General features: G+C 72.4%; 13 protein-coding genes. 11 read left to right on the plus strand and 2 right to left on the minus strand.

All coding sequences use genetic code 11. From position 1 onward, the window contains the following. Nucleotides 1-1087: 1087 nt before the first annotated feature. The 7 genes from ssd to TBIS_RS19250 all read left to right on the plus strand — a co-directional run bounded on the left by ssd (nt 1088) and on the right by TBIS_RS19250 (nt 7426). A complete protein-coding gene (ssd, locus tag TBIS_RS01075) occupies nt 1088-2128 on the plus strand; it encodes a septum site-determining protein Ssd (RefSeq protein WP_013130478.1) in 1041 nt (346 codons plus the stop codon). 50 nt (nt 2129-2178) lie between these two features. After that, on the plus strand, nt 2179-3372 hold the full coding sequence (locus tag TBIS_RS01080) for a TadA family conjugal transfer-associated ATPase (RefSeq protein WP_050760601.1): 1194 nt from the start codon (nt 2179-2181) through the stop codon (nt 3370-3372). Between the two features lie 459 nt (nt 3373-3831). Beyond that, the gene (locus tag TBIS_RS01085; protein WP_013130480.1) at nt 3832-4623 is read left to right on the plus strand and encodes a type II secretion system F family protein; all 792 of its coding nucleotides are present in this window, start codon (nt 3832-3834) and stop codon (nt 4621-4623) included. 169 nt (nt 4624-4792) lie between these two features. Then, on the plus strand, nt 4793-5425 hold the full coding sequence (locus tag TBIS_RS01090) for a type II secretion system F family protein (protein WP_242384294.1): 633 nt from the start codon (nt 4793-4795) through the stop codon (nt 5423-5425). Nucleotides 5426-5942: 517 nt separating this feature from the next. Then, nucleotides 5943-6368: a DUF4244 domain-containing protein gene (locus TBIS_RS19660; protein WP_241019807.1), complete on the plus strand. Its 426-nt coding sequence runs from the start codon at nt 5943-5945 to the stop codon at nt 6366-6368. Between the two features lie 7 nt (nt 6369-6375). After that, complete coding sequence (locus tag TBIS_RS01100) at nt 6376-6750, plus strand: TadE family type IV pilus minor pilin (RefSeq protein WP_148231423.1); 375 nt, start codon at nt 6376-6378, stop codon at nt 6748-6750. 247 nt (nt 6751-6997) lie between these two features. Next, the gene (locus TBIS_RS19250) at nt 6998-7426 is read left to right on the plus strand and encodes an Rv3654c family TadE-like protein (protein WP_273369847.1); all 429 of its coding nucleotides are present in this window, start codon (nt 6998-7000) and stop codon (nt 7424-7426) included. A 122-nt stretch (nt 7427-7548) separates the two neighbouring features. Here the strand turns inward: TBIS_RS19250 and TBIS_RS01110 are convergent, their stop codons facing one another. After that, nucleotides 7549-9999 carry a DEAD/DEAH box helicase gene (locus TBIS_RS01110; RefSeq protein WP_041431843.1) on the minus strand — a complete coding sequence of 817 codons (2451 nt, stop codon included), beginning with the start codon at nt 9997-9999 and terminating at the stop codon, nt 7549-7551. Between the two features lie 404 nt (nt 10000-10403). Here TBIS_RS01110 and TBIS_RS01115 point away from each other — a divergent pair, with 404 nt between their 5' ends. The 4 genes from TBIS_RS01115 to TBIS_RS01130 all read left to right on the plus strand — a co-directional run bounded on the left by TBIS_RS01115 (nt 10404) and on the right by TBIS_RS01130 (nt 14827). Next, a complete protein-coding gene (locus tag TBIS_RS01115; protein ID WP_013130486.1) occupies nt 10404-10754 on the plus strand; it encodes an STAS domain-containing protein in 351 nt (116 codons plus the stop codon). 17 nt (nt 10755-10771) lie between these two features. Next, a complete protein-coding gene (locus TBIS_RS01120) occupies nt 10772-11200 on the plus strand; it encodes an ATP-binding protein (protein WP_013130487.1) in 429 nt (142 codons plus the stop codon). A 370-nt stretch (nt 11201-11570) separates the two neighbouring features. After that, nucleotides 11571-13907 (plus strand): sodium-translocating pyrophosphatase, encoded by a 2337-nt coding sequence (locus TBIS_RS01125; protein ID WP_013130488.1) that lies wholly within the window; start codon nt 11571-11573, stop codon nt 13905-13907. Nucleotides 13908-14362: 455 nt separating this feature from the next. Next, a complete protein-coding gene (locus TBIS_RS01130) occupies nt 14363-14827 on the plus strand; it encodes a SixA phosphatase family protein (RefSeq protein WP_013130489.1) in 465 nt (154 codons plus the stop codon). A gap of 269 nt (nt 14828-15096) precedes the next feature. On the opposite strand, the gene serB is transcribed toward TBIS_RS01130, so the two are convergent. Next, nucleotides 15097-16317 carry a phosphoserine phosphatase SerB gene (serB, locus tag TBIS_RS01135; protein WP_013130490.1) on the minus strand — a complete coding sequence of 407 codons (1221 nt, stop codon included), beginning with the start codon at nt 16315-16317 and terminating at the stop codon, nt 15097-15099.

Below are 16317 nucleotides of genomic sequence, written 5' to 3' on the forward strand. Positions count from 1 at the left end.
GCCGATGCGTTCTATGAGCTCGCAGCGTGACACCGCAGTGGGCCGCGGGGCCTGCGAGCGTCTTGAGCGCGTTGTGCGCGTTGTGATGCCGGTGACACCAGAGAGAGCGTGCGGTCGGCGGAGTGGCGCCGTACTGGGCGCGGGGTCGGCCGCGGACATGACGTTGATCGCCCAGCCGGCGGGAGCGACCTGCGGAGGCACACGGCGAGCACGGCAGCGGGGTGACGCAATGGTGGGGTCACGGAGAGAGGTCACCTGAGTGCGCAGCCGGTGCGTGAGGCCAGCGGAAGCGGTGCCGCGCCGGAGTGACGCCGCGGTGAGCGAGTCGTCGGCGAGAACGACGTACGGAGAATGGCATTTCGGACGGGGGTAGGGGCAGGCCGAAGGCCAGCCCTTTGTCGGGCAAAGCGAACGGCGTCCCTAGAGATGAGACGCCGTCGCCCTGCACGCCCTCCCGGGTTACCAAGCGTGCACTGGTTTCCGCCGGTACGGGACCAGCCCGCCCGGCGCGCCTCCCGCGGCTGGTCGCGCGTGGGTTCCCGGTGGCCGTACACGAACCTTCGGTCCGTAATTCCGTTGTACGCCCGTATCTCGCCGTTGGAAAGAGGCCGGCGTCTGATCCTTTCAACGGGCTGTGCGGGCTCCGCGTTGTAGTGGCGTTAGGTGTGCTTTGTGGTTTATGGAACCTAATGCCCGGTTCTTGGGGTGTGGCTGGGCTGCGGAGAGGCCTCGGTCGACCGGAGAGGGGCGCTCCGGACGGTCCGTGGAGCGGGAATCACCGTCCCGCGATGAACACGAAATTACCTTGTTTTGGGATGATGCTCGACGAAAGCCTAGGGAATCGGCCAACATACGGTATGTCTCCCTAAGCGGTAGAACCGCTGGGCGTAGCCCGGCTGTTCGCGCTGACTGAACCTTCTTCGGTACGGAGCCGGCTCTACCCCCCGGGGCCGGACCGCTCGGCGACCCCCGCTCTCCCCCCGGCGGGGGTCGCTCTTTCCTGCATATCCACAGAGCGTCGTTCGGAGCCGAGGACTGACCCCGGAATCCGGGAAGGTGGTTCCCCCGACGGAGAGGGAGGCCACCGATGCAGCAGCCCTTGGCCATCACACATGATCAAGAGCTTCTCGACGATCTGCTTCGCATGGCCGTCGCGGCCGGAGTGGAGCTCGACGTCGCCCGGTCGGCCGCGCAGGCCAGGCCGTACTGGAACCACGCCCCGTTGGTGATCGTCGGTGGCGACATCGCCGGTGATCTCGCCGCCGCCGGCCTGCCGCACCGGGACCGGGTGCTCATCGTGACCCGGGAAACCGCGGACGTGGACACGTGGCGGACGTGCGTCGCGCTCGGTGCACAGGCGGTCTGGGAGCTACCCGAGGCGGAACGGATCCTCGTCGAGGAGCTGGGCGAGGCGGCGGACCCGCCCACCCGGGCGGGTGACGTGGTATGCGTCGTCGGCGGCAAGGGAGGCGCCGGGGCCACGGTGCTCGCCGCGGCACTGGCGGTGACCGCGTCCCGGGCCGGCCTGCGCACGCTGCTGATCGACGCCGACCCGCTGGGCGGCGGGATCGACGTGGTGCTGGGCCAAGAGGAGGCGACGGGGGCGAGGTGGCCGGACTTCGTGGGCCGGGAGGGCAGGGTCGGCTTCGCCGCGCTCCAGGACGCGCTTCCCACCTTCGGTGAGCTCACCGTCCTGTCCTGGCACCGGGGGGAGCCGGCCGAGATCCCCCGGCAGGCGATGCGGGCCGTGCTCGACGCCGGTCGCCGCGGGTGCGACCTGGTCGTCGTCGACCTGCCGCGCCACCTGGGAGAGGGCGGGGAGGAGGCCCTGCCCCGGGCGGCGCGGACCCTGCTCGTCGTACCGGCCGAGGTGCGCGGCGCGCTCGCCGCGGCGCAGACGCTGGCCGTGCTGCGCCGTCACACGAGCGAGCTGTACGCCGTGCTGCGCCAGGGCAGCCTCGACCCCGACGTGGTCGGCGCCTCGCTCGACATCCCCTGTGCCGGGGTCCTGCCGGAGCTGAGCGGCCTCACCGAGACCCTGGATCGCGGCGATCCTCTTCCGCTGGGCCGCGCCCCGCTCGGCGGGTTCTGTACCACCCTGCTGCGCACGCTGATGGAGGCGCGATGACGAGCCGCGCGCGTGGCGGCGCCGAGGTCATGGCCGGGGAAGGCGGGATGATGACCCGGCCGGCCGGTGATCGGACCGCGGCGCAGGCGGCCGTGCCGCCCGAGCTGGTCGAGGCGGTCAGGGTACGGCTGTCGCGGGCCGGTGCGCCGCCCACCGCCGCGCAGGTCGCCGCCGCCCTCCGCGCGGAGCGGGCGGTTCTGGGCGATGCCGAGGTGCTCGCCATCGGCCGCATCCTGCGCGCCGACCTCGTCGGCGCGGGGCCACTGGAAGGCCTGCTCGCCCTGCCCGGGGTGACGGACGTGCTGGTGAACGGGCCCCGGGAGGTGTGGATCGACGACGGGAGCGGGCTGCGCAAGACCGACGTGACCTTCTCGGGCGAGGAGGAGGTGCGGCGGCTGGCGCAGCGCCTCGCCGCCACGGCCGGGCGGCGCCTCGACGACGCCTGCCCGTACGTCGACGCTCGGCTGGCCGGCGGGATCCGCCTGCACGCCGTCCTCCCGCCGATCGCGCGGGACGGCACCTGCCTGTCGCTCCGCCTGCCGCCCCGGCGCACGTTCACGGTCGAGGAGCTCGTGCCCGGGGCCGGGGCGGAGCTCCTCCGCGCCATCGTGGCCGCCCGGATGGCGTTCCTCGTCACCGGCGGAACCGGAACGGGGAAGACCACCCTCCTGGCGAGCATGCTCTCCTGCGCCGACCCCGGGGAGCGGCTGCTCCTGGTCGAGGACTCGGCCGAGCTCAACCCACGGCATCCGCACGTCGTCCGGCTGGAGGCCAGACCGCCCAACCTCGAGGGCGCCGGAGGGATCACCCTCCGCGACCTCGTACGGCAGGCCCTCCGGATGCGGCCCGACCGGCTGGTGGTCGGGGAGGTCCGTGGCGCTGAGGTCGTGGACCTGCTGAGCGCCCTCAACACGGGCCATGAGGGCGGCTGCGGGACGCTGCACGCGAACAACCCGGCCGACGTCCCCGCCCGGCTGGAGGCGCTCGCCTGTGCGGCCGGGCTGTCCCGCGAGGCCGTGCACAGCCAGATCGCCGCCGCTCTCGACGTGGTCGTGCACCTCGTCCGGGCCCCGGGCGGCGGGCCGCGCCGGGTCGCGGAGGTGTGCCTGCTGGAACGGGATCCCTCCGGGTTCGTGACCGCCAGACCATCGGTGATCTTCACTCCCGAGGGGAGGGCGGTACCGGGCCCGGCGTTCGGCGCGCTCCGGGACAGGTGCCCGGTACCGCTGCCATGCCTGACCTGAGGATGTCCGACGGGGATGCGCCGACCGAGCGATGTCTTCCTCGGACGAGCCGACGGAGCCCTGTTCCACTCGGGGAAGAAGCCGTGTTCCACCCGGGGAGGAGATGCGCCGCGAGTGCCCGGTGTGGGTGGGCGGATCGTCATCGGTCAAGGTCCTGGTCCGGTGCGCCGGGGCACGGGTGGCGCGCGGATGCGGAGCCCGCGGATACGCGCCGGCGGCCGTCAATGGCGCCGGGCGACGGGGGACCGGACTCCGAACGGGTGATCGCCCGGACGGGGTCGCGGTGGTGGTGCGCCGGAGGACGACGGGCCGGGTGGCGGCGCGAGACCGGGCACCCGGATCGGACCGGGCCGGCGACCGGTCGCGAACCGTGCCCGTGGCCGGCGCCGGGTGGTCCGCCACCGCGGCGCCGGCGTCAGGTTCGGCGAGCCTCGTGCGAAGCCCTGGTGAGGTGTTGACGTGCTCATCCTGATCGCGCTCGCCATCGCCCTGGCCGTGTGGGTGGCGACCGGGCCGGATGCGGGCACCGTCCGGCTCGCCGCTTTGCGGAGGCCGTCGGCGAGAAGACCGTCCGGGCGGGTGCGCGGCCGGCCGGGGCCCGGCCATGCTTCCGCGCGTTCCGGGGTGCCGGCCCGCCGGGTGGGCGCCCGGTTCACCCTCAGGCCACGCAGGGCGAGGACCGCGGCGGCGTGGCGGGCGCTCTCGATCGAGCTCTGCCACGGCATCCACGCCGAGCTGGTGGCGGGACGCATGCCCGGGGAGGCGCTGGTGAACGCCATCGCCGCGGTGGAGCCGCCCGATCCGGCGGCGCTCACACCGGTGGTCGCGGCGGTGCGGGACGGCGGTGATGTGGCCGCCGCTCTGCTAAGCGCCGCCCCCGAGGAAGGCGGGGAGGGGCTCGTGCGGCTCGCCGCGTGCTGGCGGGTGAGCACCTCGGTCGGCGGCGGGCTGGCCGCGCTCGTGGATCGGCTGGCGGCGTCGCTACGGGAGGCGGAGGCCCACCGGCAGGAGGTCGCCGCACAGCTCGCCGGGCCGCGCGCCACGGCCCGCATGCTGGCGGCGCTCCCCCTGCTCGGGCTGCTGATGGCCACCGCGCTGGGCGTGAGCCCGTTGCCGTTCCTGTTGGGCAGCCCGGCCGGGCACGCCTGCCTGCTCATCGGGCTCGCCCTCGACGCGGCCGGTGTCTGGTGGACCCGCCGGTTGGCCGACCGGGCGATCGCCGCGCCGGTGACGGGGGGAGGGAGCCGATGATGACCGGGGGAGTCAGCCGATGACCCTGCTGATCGCGATGTCCGTCGCCGCGGCCGTGCTGCTCTGGCCCGTTCCCCGGTCGCCGGCCGGCCGGTTGCGGGCGCTGGTGACCGGTGGGCGGGGCGAGCGCGCGCCCGGCACGGCGGAGGGCCGGTCCGGCGGAGGTGTGATGCCGGCGCTCAAGGGCATGCCGGCGTTCACCGCACGGTGGGACAGGCTGGTGCTCGCCGCCGTGCCGGGATTGGCCGGCTTCGCGGTCATCAGCGGGGTGCCGGGGCTGTTCTTCGGTGCCCTGCTCGCCGGAGCGGCACTGGTGGCCGCCGGTCGGCGGGAGCCGGTGGAGGCGCGCCGCCGGCGCGCGCGGATCGCCGCCGACCTTCCCTTCGCGATCGACCTGCTCGTTGCCTGTCTGCGTGCGGGGCAACCGGTGGATCGCGCAGTGGAGGTGACCGCGGACGCGATCGGAGGTCCGCTGGCGGAGCGCATGTCGTGGGTGGCGGTCCAGCTGCGGCTGGGAGCAGATCCCGGTACGGCATGGGCCGGTCTCGCCGATGAGCCACCCGCCGCCCCGTTCGCGCGAACCATGATCCGAGCCGCCAAGGGCGGCGCCCCGGTCGCGGACGTTCTCGTGCGGCTAGCCGACGACGCCCGGCAGGCGGCCCGGGCCGCGTCCTCCGCGGCGGCCCGCAAGGTTGGCGTGCAGGTGGTGGCTCCCCTAGGGCTCTGCTTCCTGCCCGCGTTCGTGCTCCTCGGGATCATCCCCATGATCGCCGGACTGATCGCCCGTATCCCACTCCCTTGACCGGCGCCCTGACACCGCTCGCGCGAGCGGTGCCCTGACACCGCCCCGGCGAACGGTGCGGCCGCAGGTGATCGTGGGGCGGTAATCCACAGCTTGTGGATGGGGTGGTCCACAAGCTGTGGATTACTTGCGCCGGGGATTCGCGGTGATATCGACGGCAGTGCGGCGTTTCCGATAGGTCGCATCGACCCGATGGTCCGGCTGTCCACAGAACGCCATTCGCCTCCGGTCGGCCGGTGAGCGCTACGCCACCGTGGTCTCGGTACGCACACGCCGCCGAACGCGAGGAGGAGCAATGAGCGCAGCACAGGCCCACCAGGTCATCCATCCGCTGCCGGGCCTCTCGGCGGAACGGCCACCGGCCCATGTGGAGGAAACAAGCCGGTCCGGGGCCGCACCGGAGTCCCGGGGCGCGGACAGGCGCCGGTCAGGGCTTATCACCCTCCGCCGGGCTCGCCGCGCACCTGCGGCGCCGGCCGCAGCCGCGACGCCCGCCGCGATACACGGACGCGGGGCCATGACGCCGACGGTGCCTCCGGCATCGCTCACGACGTCTCCGGCATCGCTCACGGCATCGACCGTGTCGGCGACGGCCGTGCCCGGCGTGCACGGGGCCACGACGACCGTGTCTCCGGCGTCGCCCGAGCTCACCGCACCGGCCGCGCTGACGACGCCGCCGTCGTCTCCGATGCCGCTCTCACGACCGCCGGGCCGGATGCGCCGGCTGGTCTCGGCGGCACGAGAAAGGGTCAGGCGGATCGGCCTGCGATGGGTCCTGCTCGCCCGTGAGCGGCCCGACGCAGGCATGTCGACCGCGGAGTACGCGGTGGGCACGCTGGCGGCCTGCGGTTTCGCGGCTCTGCTGTGGAAGGTCGTCACCAGCGCCGAGGTCAAGTCCATGCTCATTGCCCTCATCCAGCGTGCCCTCAAAGTCGCCGGGTGATCCGCGAGTGCGCGCCGCACACCAGCGCGGACGGCCCGACCGCGGCTCGGTGACCGCCGAGGCGGCGGTCCTGCTGCCGGTGCTGCTGATCGTCTTGGGGGCCGCGCTCTGGGCGGTGGCGATCGTCGGGGTGCAGCTGCAGTGTGTGGACGCGGCTCGGGCCGGTGCCCGGGCCGCGGCCCGCGGCGAGGTGATCGACGAGGTGAGAAGGACGGTCCTGCGGGCGGTTCCCGCCGGGGCTCGAGTGGAGGTCATCCCCGGGACGGAGACGACCCGGGTCGAGGTCGTGGCGGTGGTCGAGCCGTTTCCCGGCGCGGTGCTCCCTCCGGTACGGGTGACGGCCGCAGCGGTGTCGGCCACCGAGCCGGGGGTTGTGCCATGAGTACGGGCCACCGAGCCGGGGGTTGTGCCATGAGCACCGATCACCGATCCGGGGCCGTGTTATGAGAACCGGAGGTCGTGCCATGAACGCGGCTTCGCGGTCCTCCGCGTGTCCCGGAACCGGCTCCGGGTCGCGGCCGCCCATCCCATGCGGTGACCACGACCGGCGATCGTCAGGTCGGCGTGTGCCGGCATCGCCCTCCCACGGCCGACCGGTCGGCCATGCCGGGGGGTGTGCCATGGCGCCCATGGGAGAACACCCGTGGACCGGCGCGGGACCGTTCGGGGACGCGCCCGGCATCCGGGCGGACCGGGGCCGGCGGCTCTCAGGAGAGCGCGGCTCCGCAACGGTGTGGATGATCACGGTCATCACCGTGATCTGGGCGGTGGCCACCGCGGTCGTCGCCGCGGGAATGGCCCGGGTCGCGAGGCATCGGGCGCAGAGTGCGGCGGACCTCAGCGCGCTCGCCGGGGCGGCCTGGGCGTTCAGCCGGCCGGCCCTGGCCTGCACGCATGCGAAGGAGATCGCGGACGCCAACGGTGTCGTGCTGGAGTCCTGCGCGATCTCCGAGGGAATCGCCGAGGTCGCGGTGTCGCTGCGGTTCACCCTGCCGATCGCCGGAGCTCGGAGCGTGAGGGCCACCGCGCGAGCCGGTCCGGTCACCGTTCAACGCTGAGCGCACGCCCATCAGGATGAGCGCTCTCCCCCCAGAACCTCGCGCTCTCCCTCAGAGCCTCAGGGAGCGCTCTCCGTCAGAGCCTCTGAATGAGCGCTCCCCTCTGAGCCGAGCAAGAACGTTCAGGAACCGAGCAGCACGTCGAGGAGCCGGATGGCACCGGTCTTGTCCAATGGCTCGTTGCCGTTTCCGCACTTGGGGGACTGGATGCACGATGGGCAGCCCCGCTCGCACTCGCAGGAGGCGATCGCCTCGCGGGTCGCGGTGAGCCAATCGGCGGCCCGGGCGAAACCCCGCTCGGCGAAGCCCGCACCCCCGTCATGACCGTCGTAGACGAACACGGTGAGCATGCCCGTGTCGGGATGGAGTTCGGTCGACACGCCGCCGATGTCCCAGCGGTCGCAGGTCGCGAAGAGCGGCAGCAGCCCGATGGAGGCGTGCTCGGCGGCGTGGGCGGCGCCGCCCAGATCGACCGGCCCGCCGTGCTCGGCCGAGCGCAACGGGGCGAGGGCGGTGTCGGGCAGGGTCCACCAGACCGCGCGGGTGCAGAGCGTGCGCGGGGGCAGATCCAGTGGCTCTTCGCCGAGGACCTCGCCCGTCTGGGTGCGCCGCTTGAGGTAGGAGACGACCTGCCGGGTCACCTCGACGGTCCCGAAGTGGAGCTCCCCCGGGCCGAAGGGCCGGGACCGGAGCGACTCGATCATCCGGATGTCGGTCACGTCCCGTGGGTAGGTCGCGTAGTCGGGGTCGGCCGGGCTCACCAGGGCCACCCCGGCCTCGAGGTCGAGGGACTCCACCTCGTAGGTCTCCCCCTGGTGGAGGTAGACGGCGCCCGGATGCACGGTGGTGTGCGCCGACGGCTCGTCCACCGTGCCGAGGAGCCGCCCGGTCCCGGACTCCACCACGTGGATCGGGTTCCCGCCCGAACCGCGGATGTCGGCGAGGTCGGCGGCGCGTTCCCGGTGGGTCCAGTACCACCCGCTCGGCCGCTGCCGCAGCATGCCGCGGCGGACCAGGTCGTCGACCACATCGCGCGCCGCCGGGCCGAAGATCTCCAGGTCGTCCTCGGTCAACGGGATCTCCGCGGCCGCGGCGCACAGGTGAGGCGCGAGCACGTAGGGGTTGTCGGGGTCGAGGACGATCGCCTCGACCGGCTGCCCGAAGACCGCCTCCGGGTGGTGGACGATGTAGGTGTCGAGCGGATCGTCACGGGCGATCAGGACCACGAGCGCGTCCTGACCGGTCCGGCCCGCCCGGCCCGCCTGCTGCCAGAGCGAGGCGCGGGTGCCCGGCCAGCCCGCGATGATCACCGCGTCGAGGCCCGAGATGTCCACGCCGAGCTCGAGGGCGTTGGTGGTCGCGAGCGCGGTCAGCTCCCCGGTGCGCAGCGCCTTCTCCAGCAGCCGCCGATCCTCGGCGAGGTAGCCGCCCCGGTACGCCGCCACGCGGTCCGCGAGCCGTCCCCCGGCCGGCCCGGCACCGTGGTCTCCGGTCGTCGTGTCTCCCGGGCCACCGGTCGTCGTGTCTCCCGGCCTACCGGTCGTCGTCCCTCCATGGCCATCGGCGGTCGTCGCGCCATCTCCCCTGGCCGATGTCCCTCTCCGGTCACCGGACGCCGCCTCTTTGTGATCGCCGACTGCCGGCGAACCGGCCGGTGTCGTGGCCGCGCCCGCGGGATCCTCGCCCACCTCGCCCACAGCCGTCGTACCGCCGGATCCGGACGCGGCCCCGGAGCCCGCCGGGCCAGGCGACCCCGCCGCGCCGGCCGATCCCACCGGGCCAGCCGTTCCGGTCGCTCCGGCCGAGAGTGCCGTGCCGTACGGCCCGGCCTCGAGGACGGCCTCCAGCTCCGTGAGATGCCGCTTCGCGGTGAGGGCCACGGTCTCCGCGCCGCGCCGGGAGCGGACGAACACCAGCGTGCGGACGCCCTCCACCACGAGATCGGTGAGCAGGTCGGCGGCCTCGGCCGTGGCGGTGCGCCGGATCGGGGCGCCCCGCTCCCCGCGCAGCTCGGTGAGCGGCGGCTCCCACAGGGCGAAGGTCATCGCTCCCCGCGGGGAGGCGTCCGCGGTCACCTCCGCCATGTCGAGGCCGGTGAGCCGCTTCCCCGCCGCACCCGGGTCGCTCGCCGTGGCCGAGGCGAGCAGGAACACCGGGCGGGAGCCGTACTTCGCGCAGACCCGGCGGAGCCGGCGGAGGATCTGCGCGACATGGGAGCCGAAGACACCCCGATAGCCGTGGCACTCGTCCACGACCACCAGCCGGAGCCTGCGCCAGAAGGAGGCCCACGATCCGTGCCGCGGCAGGATCGAGCGGTGCAGCATGTCCGGATTCGTCAGCACGTAGTTCGCGTGCCGGCGGACCCAGCTCCGCTCCTCGGGCGGGGTGTCCCCGTCATAGGTGGCCGCGCGCACCTCGGTGAGCCGCAGTTTCCGGATCGTGGCGAGCTGGTCGGCGGCGAGCGCCTTCGTCGGGGTGAGATAGAGCACGGTGCCGCCGGCGAAGATCTCGGTGATCGCCGGCACCAGGTAGGCGAGGGACTTCCCGGACGCCGTGCCAGTGGCGATGATCACGTTTTCGCCGCGACGGACGTGCTCCGCGGTGGCGAGCTGGTGCTCCCAGAGGCCGCTGATGCCCAGGTGGCGCAGCCGGCCGACCAAGGGCTCGGGAACCCAGTCCGGCCACCGCGCGTCCCCGCCTTCACGTGCGGGAACATGCTCCACATGGGTGACGAGCCCGCGGCGTGCCGGGACCGCGAGCAGGCGGCCGAGCAGCTCGCCGGCTCCCCCTTGACGTGAAGAAATGGCAGTCACTGGTTTCCAGTTTGGCATCTGTGGGGAGAGTCGCCCGGAGTCGTGATTTCGTATAGACACGGAGTCGAGGCGTGGTTGAATGCCGCGCGTCAGAGGGTGTGGTTCCGGACGCCTGGAAACCGCGTCCCTCCTCGACACTACGCACGTACGGCGCTGGAGGATCTGTGGACCTGAAGCTGGACCACCGGACAGAGGGCAACCTCACGATCGTCGATGTCGAAGGCGAGATCGACGTCTACACCGCGCCCAGGCTGCGTGAACTGCTCATCGACCTGGTCAACAAGGGCAACTTCCACCTGCTCGTCAACATGGAGAAGGTGGACTTCCTCGACTCGACCGGCCTCGGGGTGCTGGTCGGCGGGCTCAAGCGGGTGCGGGCGCACGACGGATCCCTTGAGCTCGTTTGCACCCAGGAGCGAATCCTGAAGATTTTCCGGATCACCGGTCTCACGAAAGTCTTCGGCATCTACGCCTCCGTGGACGAGGCCAAGGAAGCCCACGCGCGGGACAAGTGACGGCCGGAGAGCCGGACATGGCCACCGTCGAGCTGACGTTCAGCGCGCTGCCGGCCCACGTGCGCACGGCGCGGCTGGTCGCCGCAGCCGTCGCCCGGCGCACCGGCGTACCGGAGGCGATCCTGGACGAGGTACGGCTCGCCGTCGGGGAGGCGTGTTTACGGGCGGTGGAGGCGCACCGCCTCCGCTGCCCGGCGGAACCCGTCGTGATGAGGCTGCGTGACGACGACGGCCGGTTCGAGGTGACCGTCATCGACGCGGCATCGCGCAACGGCGTCTCACCACCGGCCGCTGAGGCGAACGGCAGCCCGCTTCCGGAGATGGGCGATCTCGGGCTCGCCGTGATCGCGGGGCTTGCCGACGACGTCGAAGTGGTGCCCCGTCCGGAGGGCATGAGCATCCGGATGAGCTGGCCGGTCTCACCCGGCGAGCCGACCGCGGCCTGAGCGAGATCGGGTGCCGCCTCAGGTGGCATCCGATCTCTCACCTGTGCCTTGTTGCATTTCGGACGTCCGAAAACCGGTGATGCGGTTGTGACGTAATCGAAGCGTTGCGTTGTCCCGCCCACCGCAAGATCCGGTCAAACGAGCTACAAAACTGGACAAAACTTTCGTCAAACCCGGCGACGGACGAAAGAAGGGGCCATAAGACCCTTCAGATCCGGGCTGCCGCTGCGTAGACTCCCCGCCACCGGCCAAGGTATTGCGGAAGCAACCGGAAGCGGCATCGCCTACCACCCGGAAGTGCGCCGCGATACCGCGAGGTTCGGCGGCGCCCCCCGGGAGGACCTGAACCTCGTATGGCCGAGGAGGACGTATGTCTGCCTTTCTGGCCGCTGCCGATGGTGCAGCGGTAGCCCTCAGCGGGTTCCATTTCACGCTCGTCATAGTGGTCGCGGTTGTGGCCCTCCTCGCCCTCGCCGTCGCCGGCGGGCTGGTCCGGGAGGTGCTTTCAGCCGGACAGGGCACCGAGCGTATGCAGAACATCGCTCGTGCCGTACAGGAGGGCGCTGCCGCGTACCTCGCGCGGCAGTTCCGGACGCTGGTCGTTTTCGTCGTCGTTATCCCGCTCTTGCTGCTCCTGCTGCCCGCCCCGTCGACCAGCGTGCAGATCGGCCGCTCCGTTTTCTTCGTCGTGGGTGCGCTGTTCTCCGCGCTCACCGGCTTCATGGGCATGTGGCTCGCGGTCCGCGGCAACCTGAGGGTCGCCGCGGCGGCGAAGGACCAGGGTGAGAAGGCGGCGTTGCGGATCGCGTTCCGCACCGGCGGTGTCGCCGGCATGTTCACCGTCGGGCTCGGTCTGCTCGGCGCCGCCATCGTGGTGCTCGTCTACAAGGGCGACGCGCCGAACGTTCTCGAGGGCTTCGGATTCGGTGCCGCGCTGCTCGCGATGTTCATGCGAGTCGGCGGTGGCATCTTCACCAAGGCCGCCGACGTCGGCGCCGACCTCGTCGGCAAGGTCGAGCAGGGCATCCCGGAGGACGACCCGCGCAACGCGGCCACCATCGCGGACAACGTGGGCGACAACGTCGGCGACTGCGCCGGCATGGCGGCCGACCTCTTCGAGTCGTACGCCGTCACCCTCGTCGCGAGCCTGATCCTCGGTAAGGCGGCCTTCGGCACCGAGGGTCTGGTCTTCCCGCTGCTCGTCCCGATGATCGGCGTGCTGACCGCGATCATCGGTATCTTCGCCGTCCGCACGCGCAGCGGCGACCGCTCGGGCATGGCGGCGATCAACCGCGGCTTCTTCATCTCCGCCGTCATCTCGGCGATCCTGGTGGCCGTCGCCGCCTTCGCCTACCTGCCGTCGAGCTTCGCCGAGCTCTCCGGGGTGAGCGAGGAGATCCGCGCGCTCACCGCCGATCCGCGGCTCATCGCGCTCGGGGCCGTGCTCATCGGCCTGGTCCTCGCCAGCCTGATCCAGCTCCTCACCGGCTACTTCACCGAGACCAACCGGCGGCCGGTGCGGGAGATCGGGGAGAGCGCCCTGACCGGCCCGGCCACCGTGATCCTCTCCGGTGTCGCCGTCGGTCTGGAGTCGGCCGTCTACTCCGCGCTGCTGATCGGCGCCGCGGTCTACGGCGCGTTCCTGCTCGGCTTCGGCAACGTGACCGTGGCCCTGTTCGCCGTCGCCCTCGCCGGTACCGGTCTGCTCACCACGGTCGGCGTGATCGTGTCCATGGACACCTTCGGCCCGGTCTCCGACAACGCCCAGGGCATCGCCGAGATGTCCGGTGACGTGGACGGCGAGGGGGCCCAGGTGCTCACCTCCCTGGACGCGGTCGGCAACACCACCAAGGCGATCACGAAGGGAATCGCCATCGCGACCGCGGTGCTCGCCGCGACCGCGCTGTTCGGCTCCTTCCGGACCGCGGTCGAGACCGAGCTCGCCGCCGCGACGCAGGGTGTGAAGGACGTGCTCGGCTCGTTCGCCTCGTTCAGCCTGTCGGTGGACGCCCCGAACGTCCTGGTCGGCCTGGTCATCGGCGCATCCGTCGTGTTCCTCTTCTCCGGCCTGGCGATCAACGCGGTCGGCCGCGCCGCCGGTCGCGTGGTGATCGAGGTCCGCGACCAGTTCCGCAACAAGCCCGGGATCATGGACGGCACGGAGAAGCCCGACTACGGCCGGGTGGTCGACATCTGCACCCGCGACTCGCTGCGTGAGCTCGCCACGCCCGGTCTGCTCGCCGTGCTCACGCCGATCGCGGTCGGCTTCGCGCTCGGGTACGCGCCCCTCGGCGCCTACCTCGCCGGTGCGATCGCGGCCGGCACGCTCATGGCGGTCTTCCTCGCCAACTCCGGTGGCGCCTGGGACAACGCCAAGAAGCTGGTCGAGGACGGCCACCACGGCGGCAAGGGGTCCGAGGCGCACGCCGCGACCGTGATCGGTGACACCGTCGGTGACCCGTTCAAGGACACGGCCGGCCCGGCGATCAACCCGCTGATCAAGGTCATGAACCTGGTCGCGCTGCTGATCGCGCCCGCCGTGGTCGCCTACGCGGACAACTTCGTGATCCGCACCGTGGTGACCGCGATCGCCGTCGTCATCGTCGTCGCCGCGATCGTCGTCTCCAAGCGCCGCTCGTCGGGCATCATCCCGGACTCCGGCGACGCCGGCGAGGTGAAGCGCGCCTCGGAGACCGTGGCCCGCTGATCGAACCCGGTCCGACGGCACCGGTACGGCACGTGCGCTGCGGTCCGCCTTGACCGGCCCGCCGGACCGGACCTGGCATCGCAAGGTCCTCCGCCTCCGGGCGGGGGACCTTGCGCGCTTTTTCCTGGTTCTTCTCCGCACGTCGTTCCCCCGTCGCCAGCGTCCCCGGCTCTCCGCCCTGTGGTTCCCCGGCGCTCCGCGGTACGCCCCCGGTTCGCGGCTGCCCCGCGATCCCCGGTCCGTGCGGTACGGCAGGCCGTGGCGCGGCGTGCCGAGGGACGCCCTGCCCCGGCCCCTTCCCGCGCGGGAGCGGTCGTTGCGCATGAACCCGCAGATCGCGGTGGCGAGCCCGGCCGACGCTCGCGTGGGAGTGGCCGTTGCGCGCGAACCCGCAGATCGCGGTTGCGGCGGGCGCTCGCGCGGGAGCGGCCCGGCGGATGCGAGAGGATGGTGCGGTGACCAGGTTGATCGTGATCCGCCACGCCGAGGCCGCGGGGGTGCTCGGCCTGCCCGACCGGGAGCGCCCGCTCACCGCCGCCGGGGAGAGCGCGGCCCGTGCGGCCGGCGCACAGATCAGGCCGCTGAAGCCGGAGCTCGTGCTGTGCTCGCCCGCCGTGCGCGCCCGCCGCACGGCCGAGCTGCTCGGCCTCGACGCCCCCATCGAGATCGAGCCGGTGATCTACCACGGGGATTCGGACGACCTCATCGACCTGCTCTGCCGTACCGACCAGGGGATCGGGACGCTGGCGCTGGTCGGGCACAACCCCGCCGTCTCCCGGCTCGTGTGGGAGCTCACCGGCCGGGAGTGCGATGCCTTCCCGCCCGGCGGGTACGCGGTGATCGATCTGAACGGTTCCTGGGCGGAGGCCGGTCCGGGCCGGGGCACGCTCGTCTCATTCCACCGCCCGCACCAGGGATAGCCACCCGGCGCCGGCCGCACCGGTCACTGGGCGCCGGCCGCGTCTCAGGGATGGTGATCAGGTCGTCGGCCGTACCAGGGACGGTCACTGGGCGCCGGCCGCGCCAGGACGGTCGGCCGCGCGCCGGTCCTCGCAAGATCACCGGGCCGTTCCGTGCTCGTCCGGGCCGGCGCCGTGGCCGGCCGCCTCGACGCCATGGCGGCGCACCCCTCATCCCTCGAAGCAGGCGCGGCAGATCCCGATCGCGGTGGAGCAGCCACCCAGAGGGATCACTTCGCGGGCTGGAGGCCGTCCTCGGCGTCGGCGGCCTCCACCTCCTCCCGGGAGATCCCCAGGAGGTAGAGGATCGAGTCGAGGTAGGGGACGTTCACCGCGGCGTCGGCCGCCTTCCGCACGGCGGGCTTGGCGTTGAACGCGACGCCGAGACCGGCGACGGCGAGCATGTCGAGGTCGTTGGCCCCGTCGCCGATCGCCACCGTCTGGCTGAGCGGCACCCCGGCCTCGGCGGCGAACCGTTCGAGCGCGCGGGCCTTCCCCGGCCGGTCGAGGATCTCGCCGACGAGCCGCCCGGTGAGCCTGCCGTCCACGACCTCCAGCGTGTTGGCGGCCGAGTAGTCGATGCCGAGCTCCGCGACGAGCCGGTCGGTGATCTGCGTGAACCCGCCGCTCACGATCGCGAAGCGGTAGCCGAGCCGCTTGAGGGTCCGGACCAGGGTGCGCGCCCCGGGGGTGAGCACGACCTCCTTGCTCACCGTGTCGAAGACATCCTCGGGCAGGCCTTCGAGCAGGGAGACCCGCTTGGTCAGCGACTCGGCGAAGTCGATCTCGCCCCGCATGGCCGACTCGGTGATCTTGGTCACCTCGTCGAGGCAGCCCGCGTGCTTGGCGAGCAGGTCGATGACCTCGTTCTGGATCAGCGTCGAGTCGACGTCCATCACGACGAGCCGCTTGGCCCGCCGGTGGAGCCCGCTGCGCTGCACGGCCACGTCGACCTTCTGGGCCGCGGCCTCGGCGGTGAGCGACGCGCGCAGCGCCTGCGGGTCGGCACCGGAGACCGCCATCTCGATGCAGGTGACGGGGTAGCTCGCCAGCCGCTCTATGCGGTCGATGTTGGCCCCGCTCGCTGCGATCCGGCCGGCGATCGCGGCCATGGCAGCGGGCTTGAGCGGCGCCCCGAGCACGGTGACATGGAGCCGGCCCCGGCGGCGCTTCTCCTTTGCCAGGGTGCCCGTGGCGATGTCCAGCTCCATGTCGAGGTCGGCGGCGACCTGTTCGACGGCCGCCCACAGGCCGCCTATGGTGCTGTCCACCTCTTCCGAGCCGCCACCCGGGTAGGTGACCAGCACCCCGAGGATGAGGCGGCCCCGGATGACGACCTGCTCCACGTCGACGACCGTGACCGGGAACCTGGCGAGCGCGGCGAAGAGCCGGGAGGTGACGCCAGGGCGGTCATGACCGGTCAGCGTGATGAGCAGCGAGCGTTGGTTCAC

Origin of the sequence: Thermobispora bispora DSM 43833, assembly GCF_000092645.1 — a bacterium.
In the GTDB taxonomy this organism is placed as follows: domain Bacteria; phylum Actinomycetota; class Actinomycetes; order Streptosporangiales; family Streptosporangiaceae; genus Thermobispora; species Thermobispora bispora.

Coding starts and splice junctions, on each gene's coding strand:
- TBIS_RS01090 (WP_242384294.1), top strand. CDS start 4,793: ATGCCGGCGCTCAAGGGCATGCCGGCGTTCACCGCACGGTGGGACAGG.
- TBIS_RS01080 (WP_050760601.1), top strand. CDS start 2,179: ATGACCCGGCCGGCCGGTGATCGGACCGCGGCGCAGGCGGCCGTGCCG.
- TBIS_RS19660 (WP_241019807.1), top strand. CDS start 5,943: ATGACGCCGACGGTGCCTCCGGCATCGCTCACGACGTCTCCGGCATCG.
- TBIS_RS01120 (WP_013130487.1), top strand. CDS start 10,772: ATGGCCACCGTCGAGCTGACGTTCAGCGCGCTGCCGGCCCACGTGCGC.
- TBIS_RS01125 (WP_013130488.1), top strand. CDS start 11,571: ATGTCTGCCTTTCTGGCCGCTGCCGATGGTGCAGCGGTAGCCCTCAGC.
- TBIS_RS19250 (WP_273369847.1), top strand. CDS start 6,998: ATGGGAGAACACCCGTGGACCGGCGCGGGACCGTTCGGGGACGCGCCC.
- ssd (WP_013130478.1), top strand. CDS start 1,088: ATGCAGCAGCCCTTGGCCATCACACATGATCAAGAGCTTCTCGACGAT.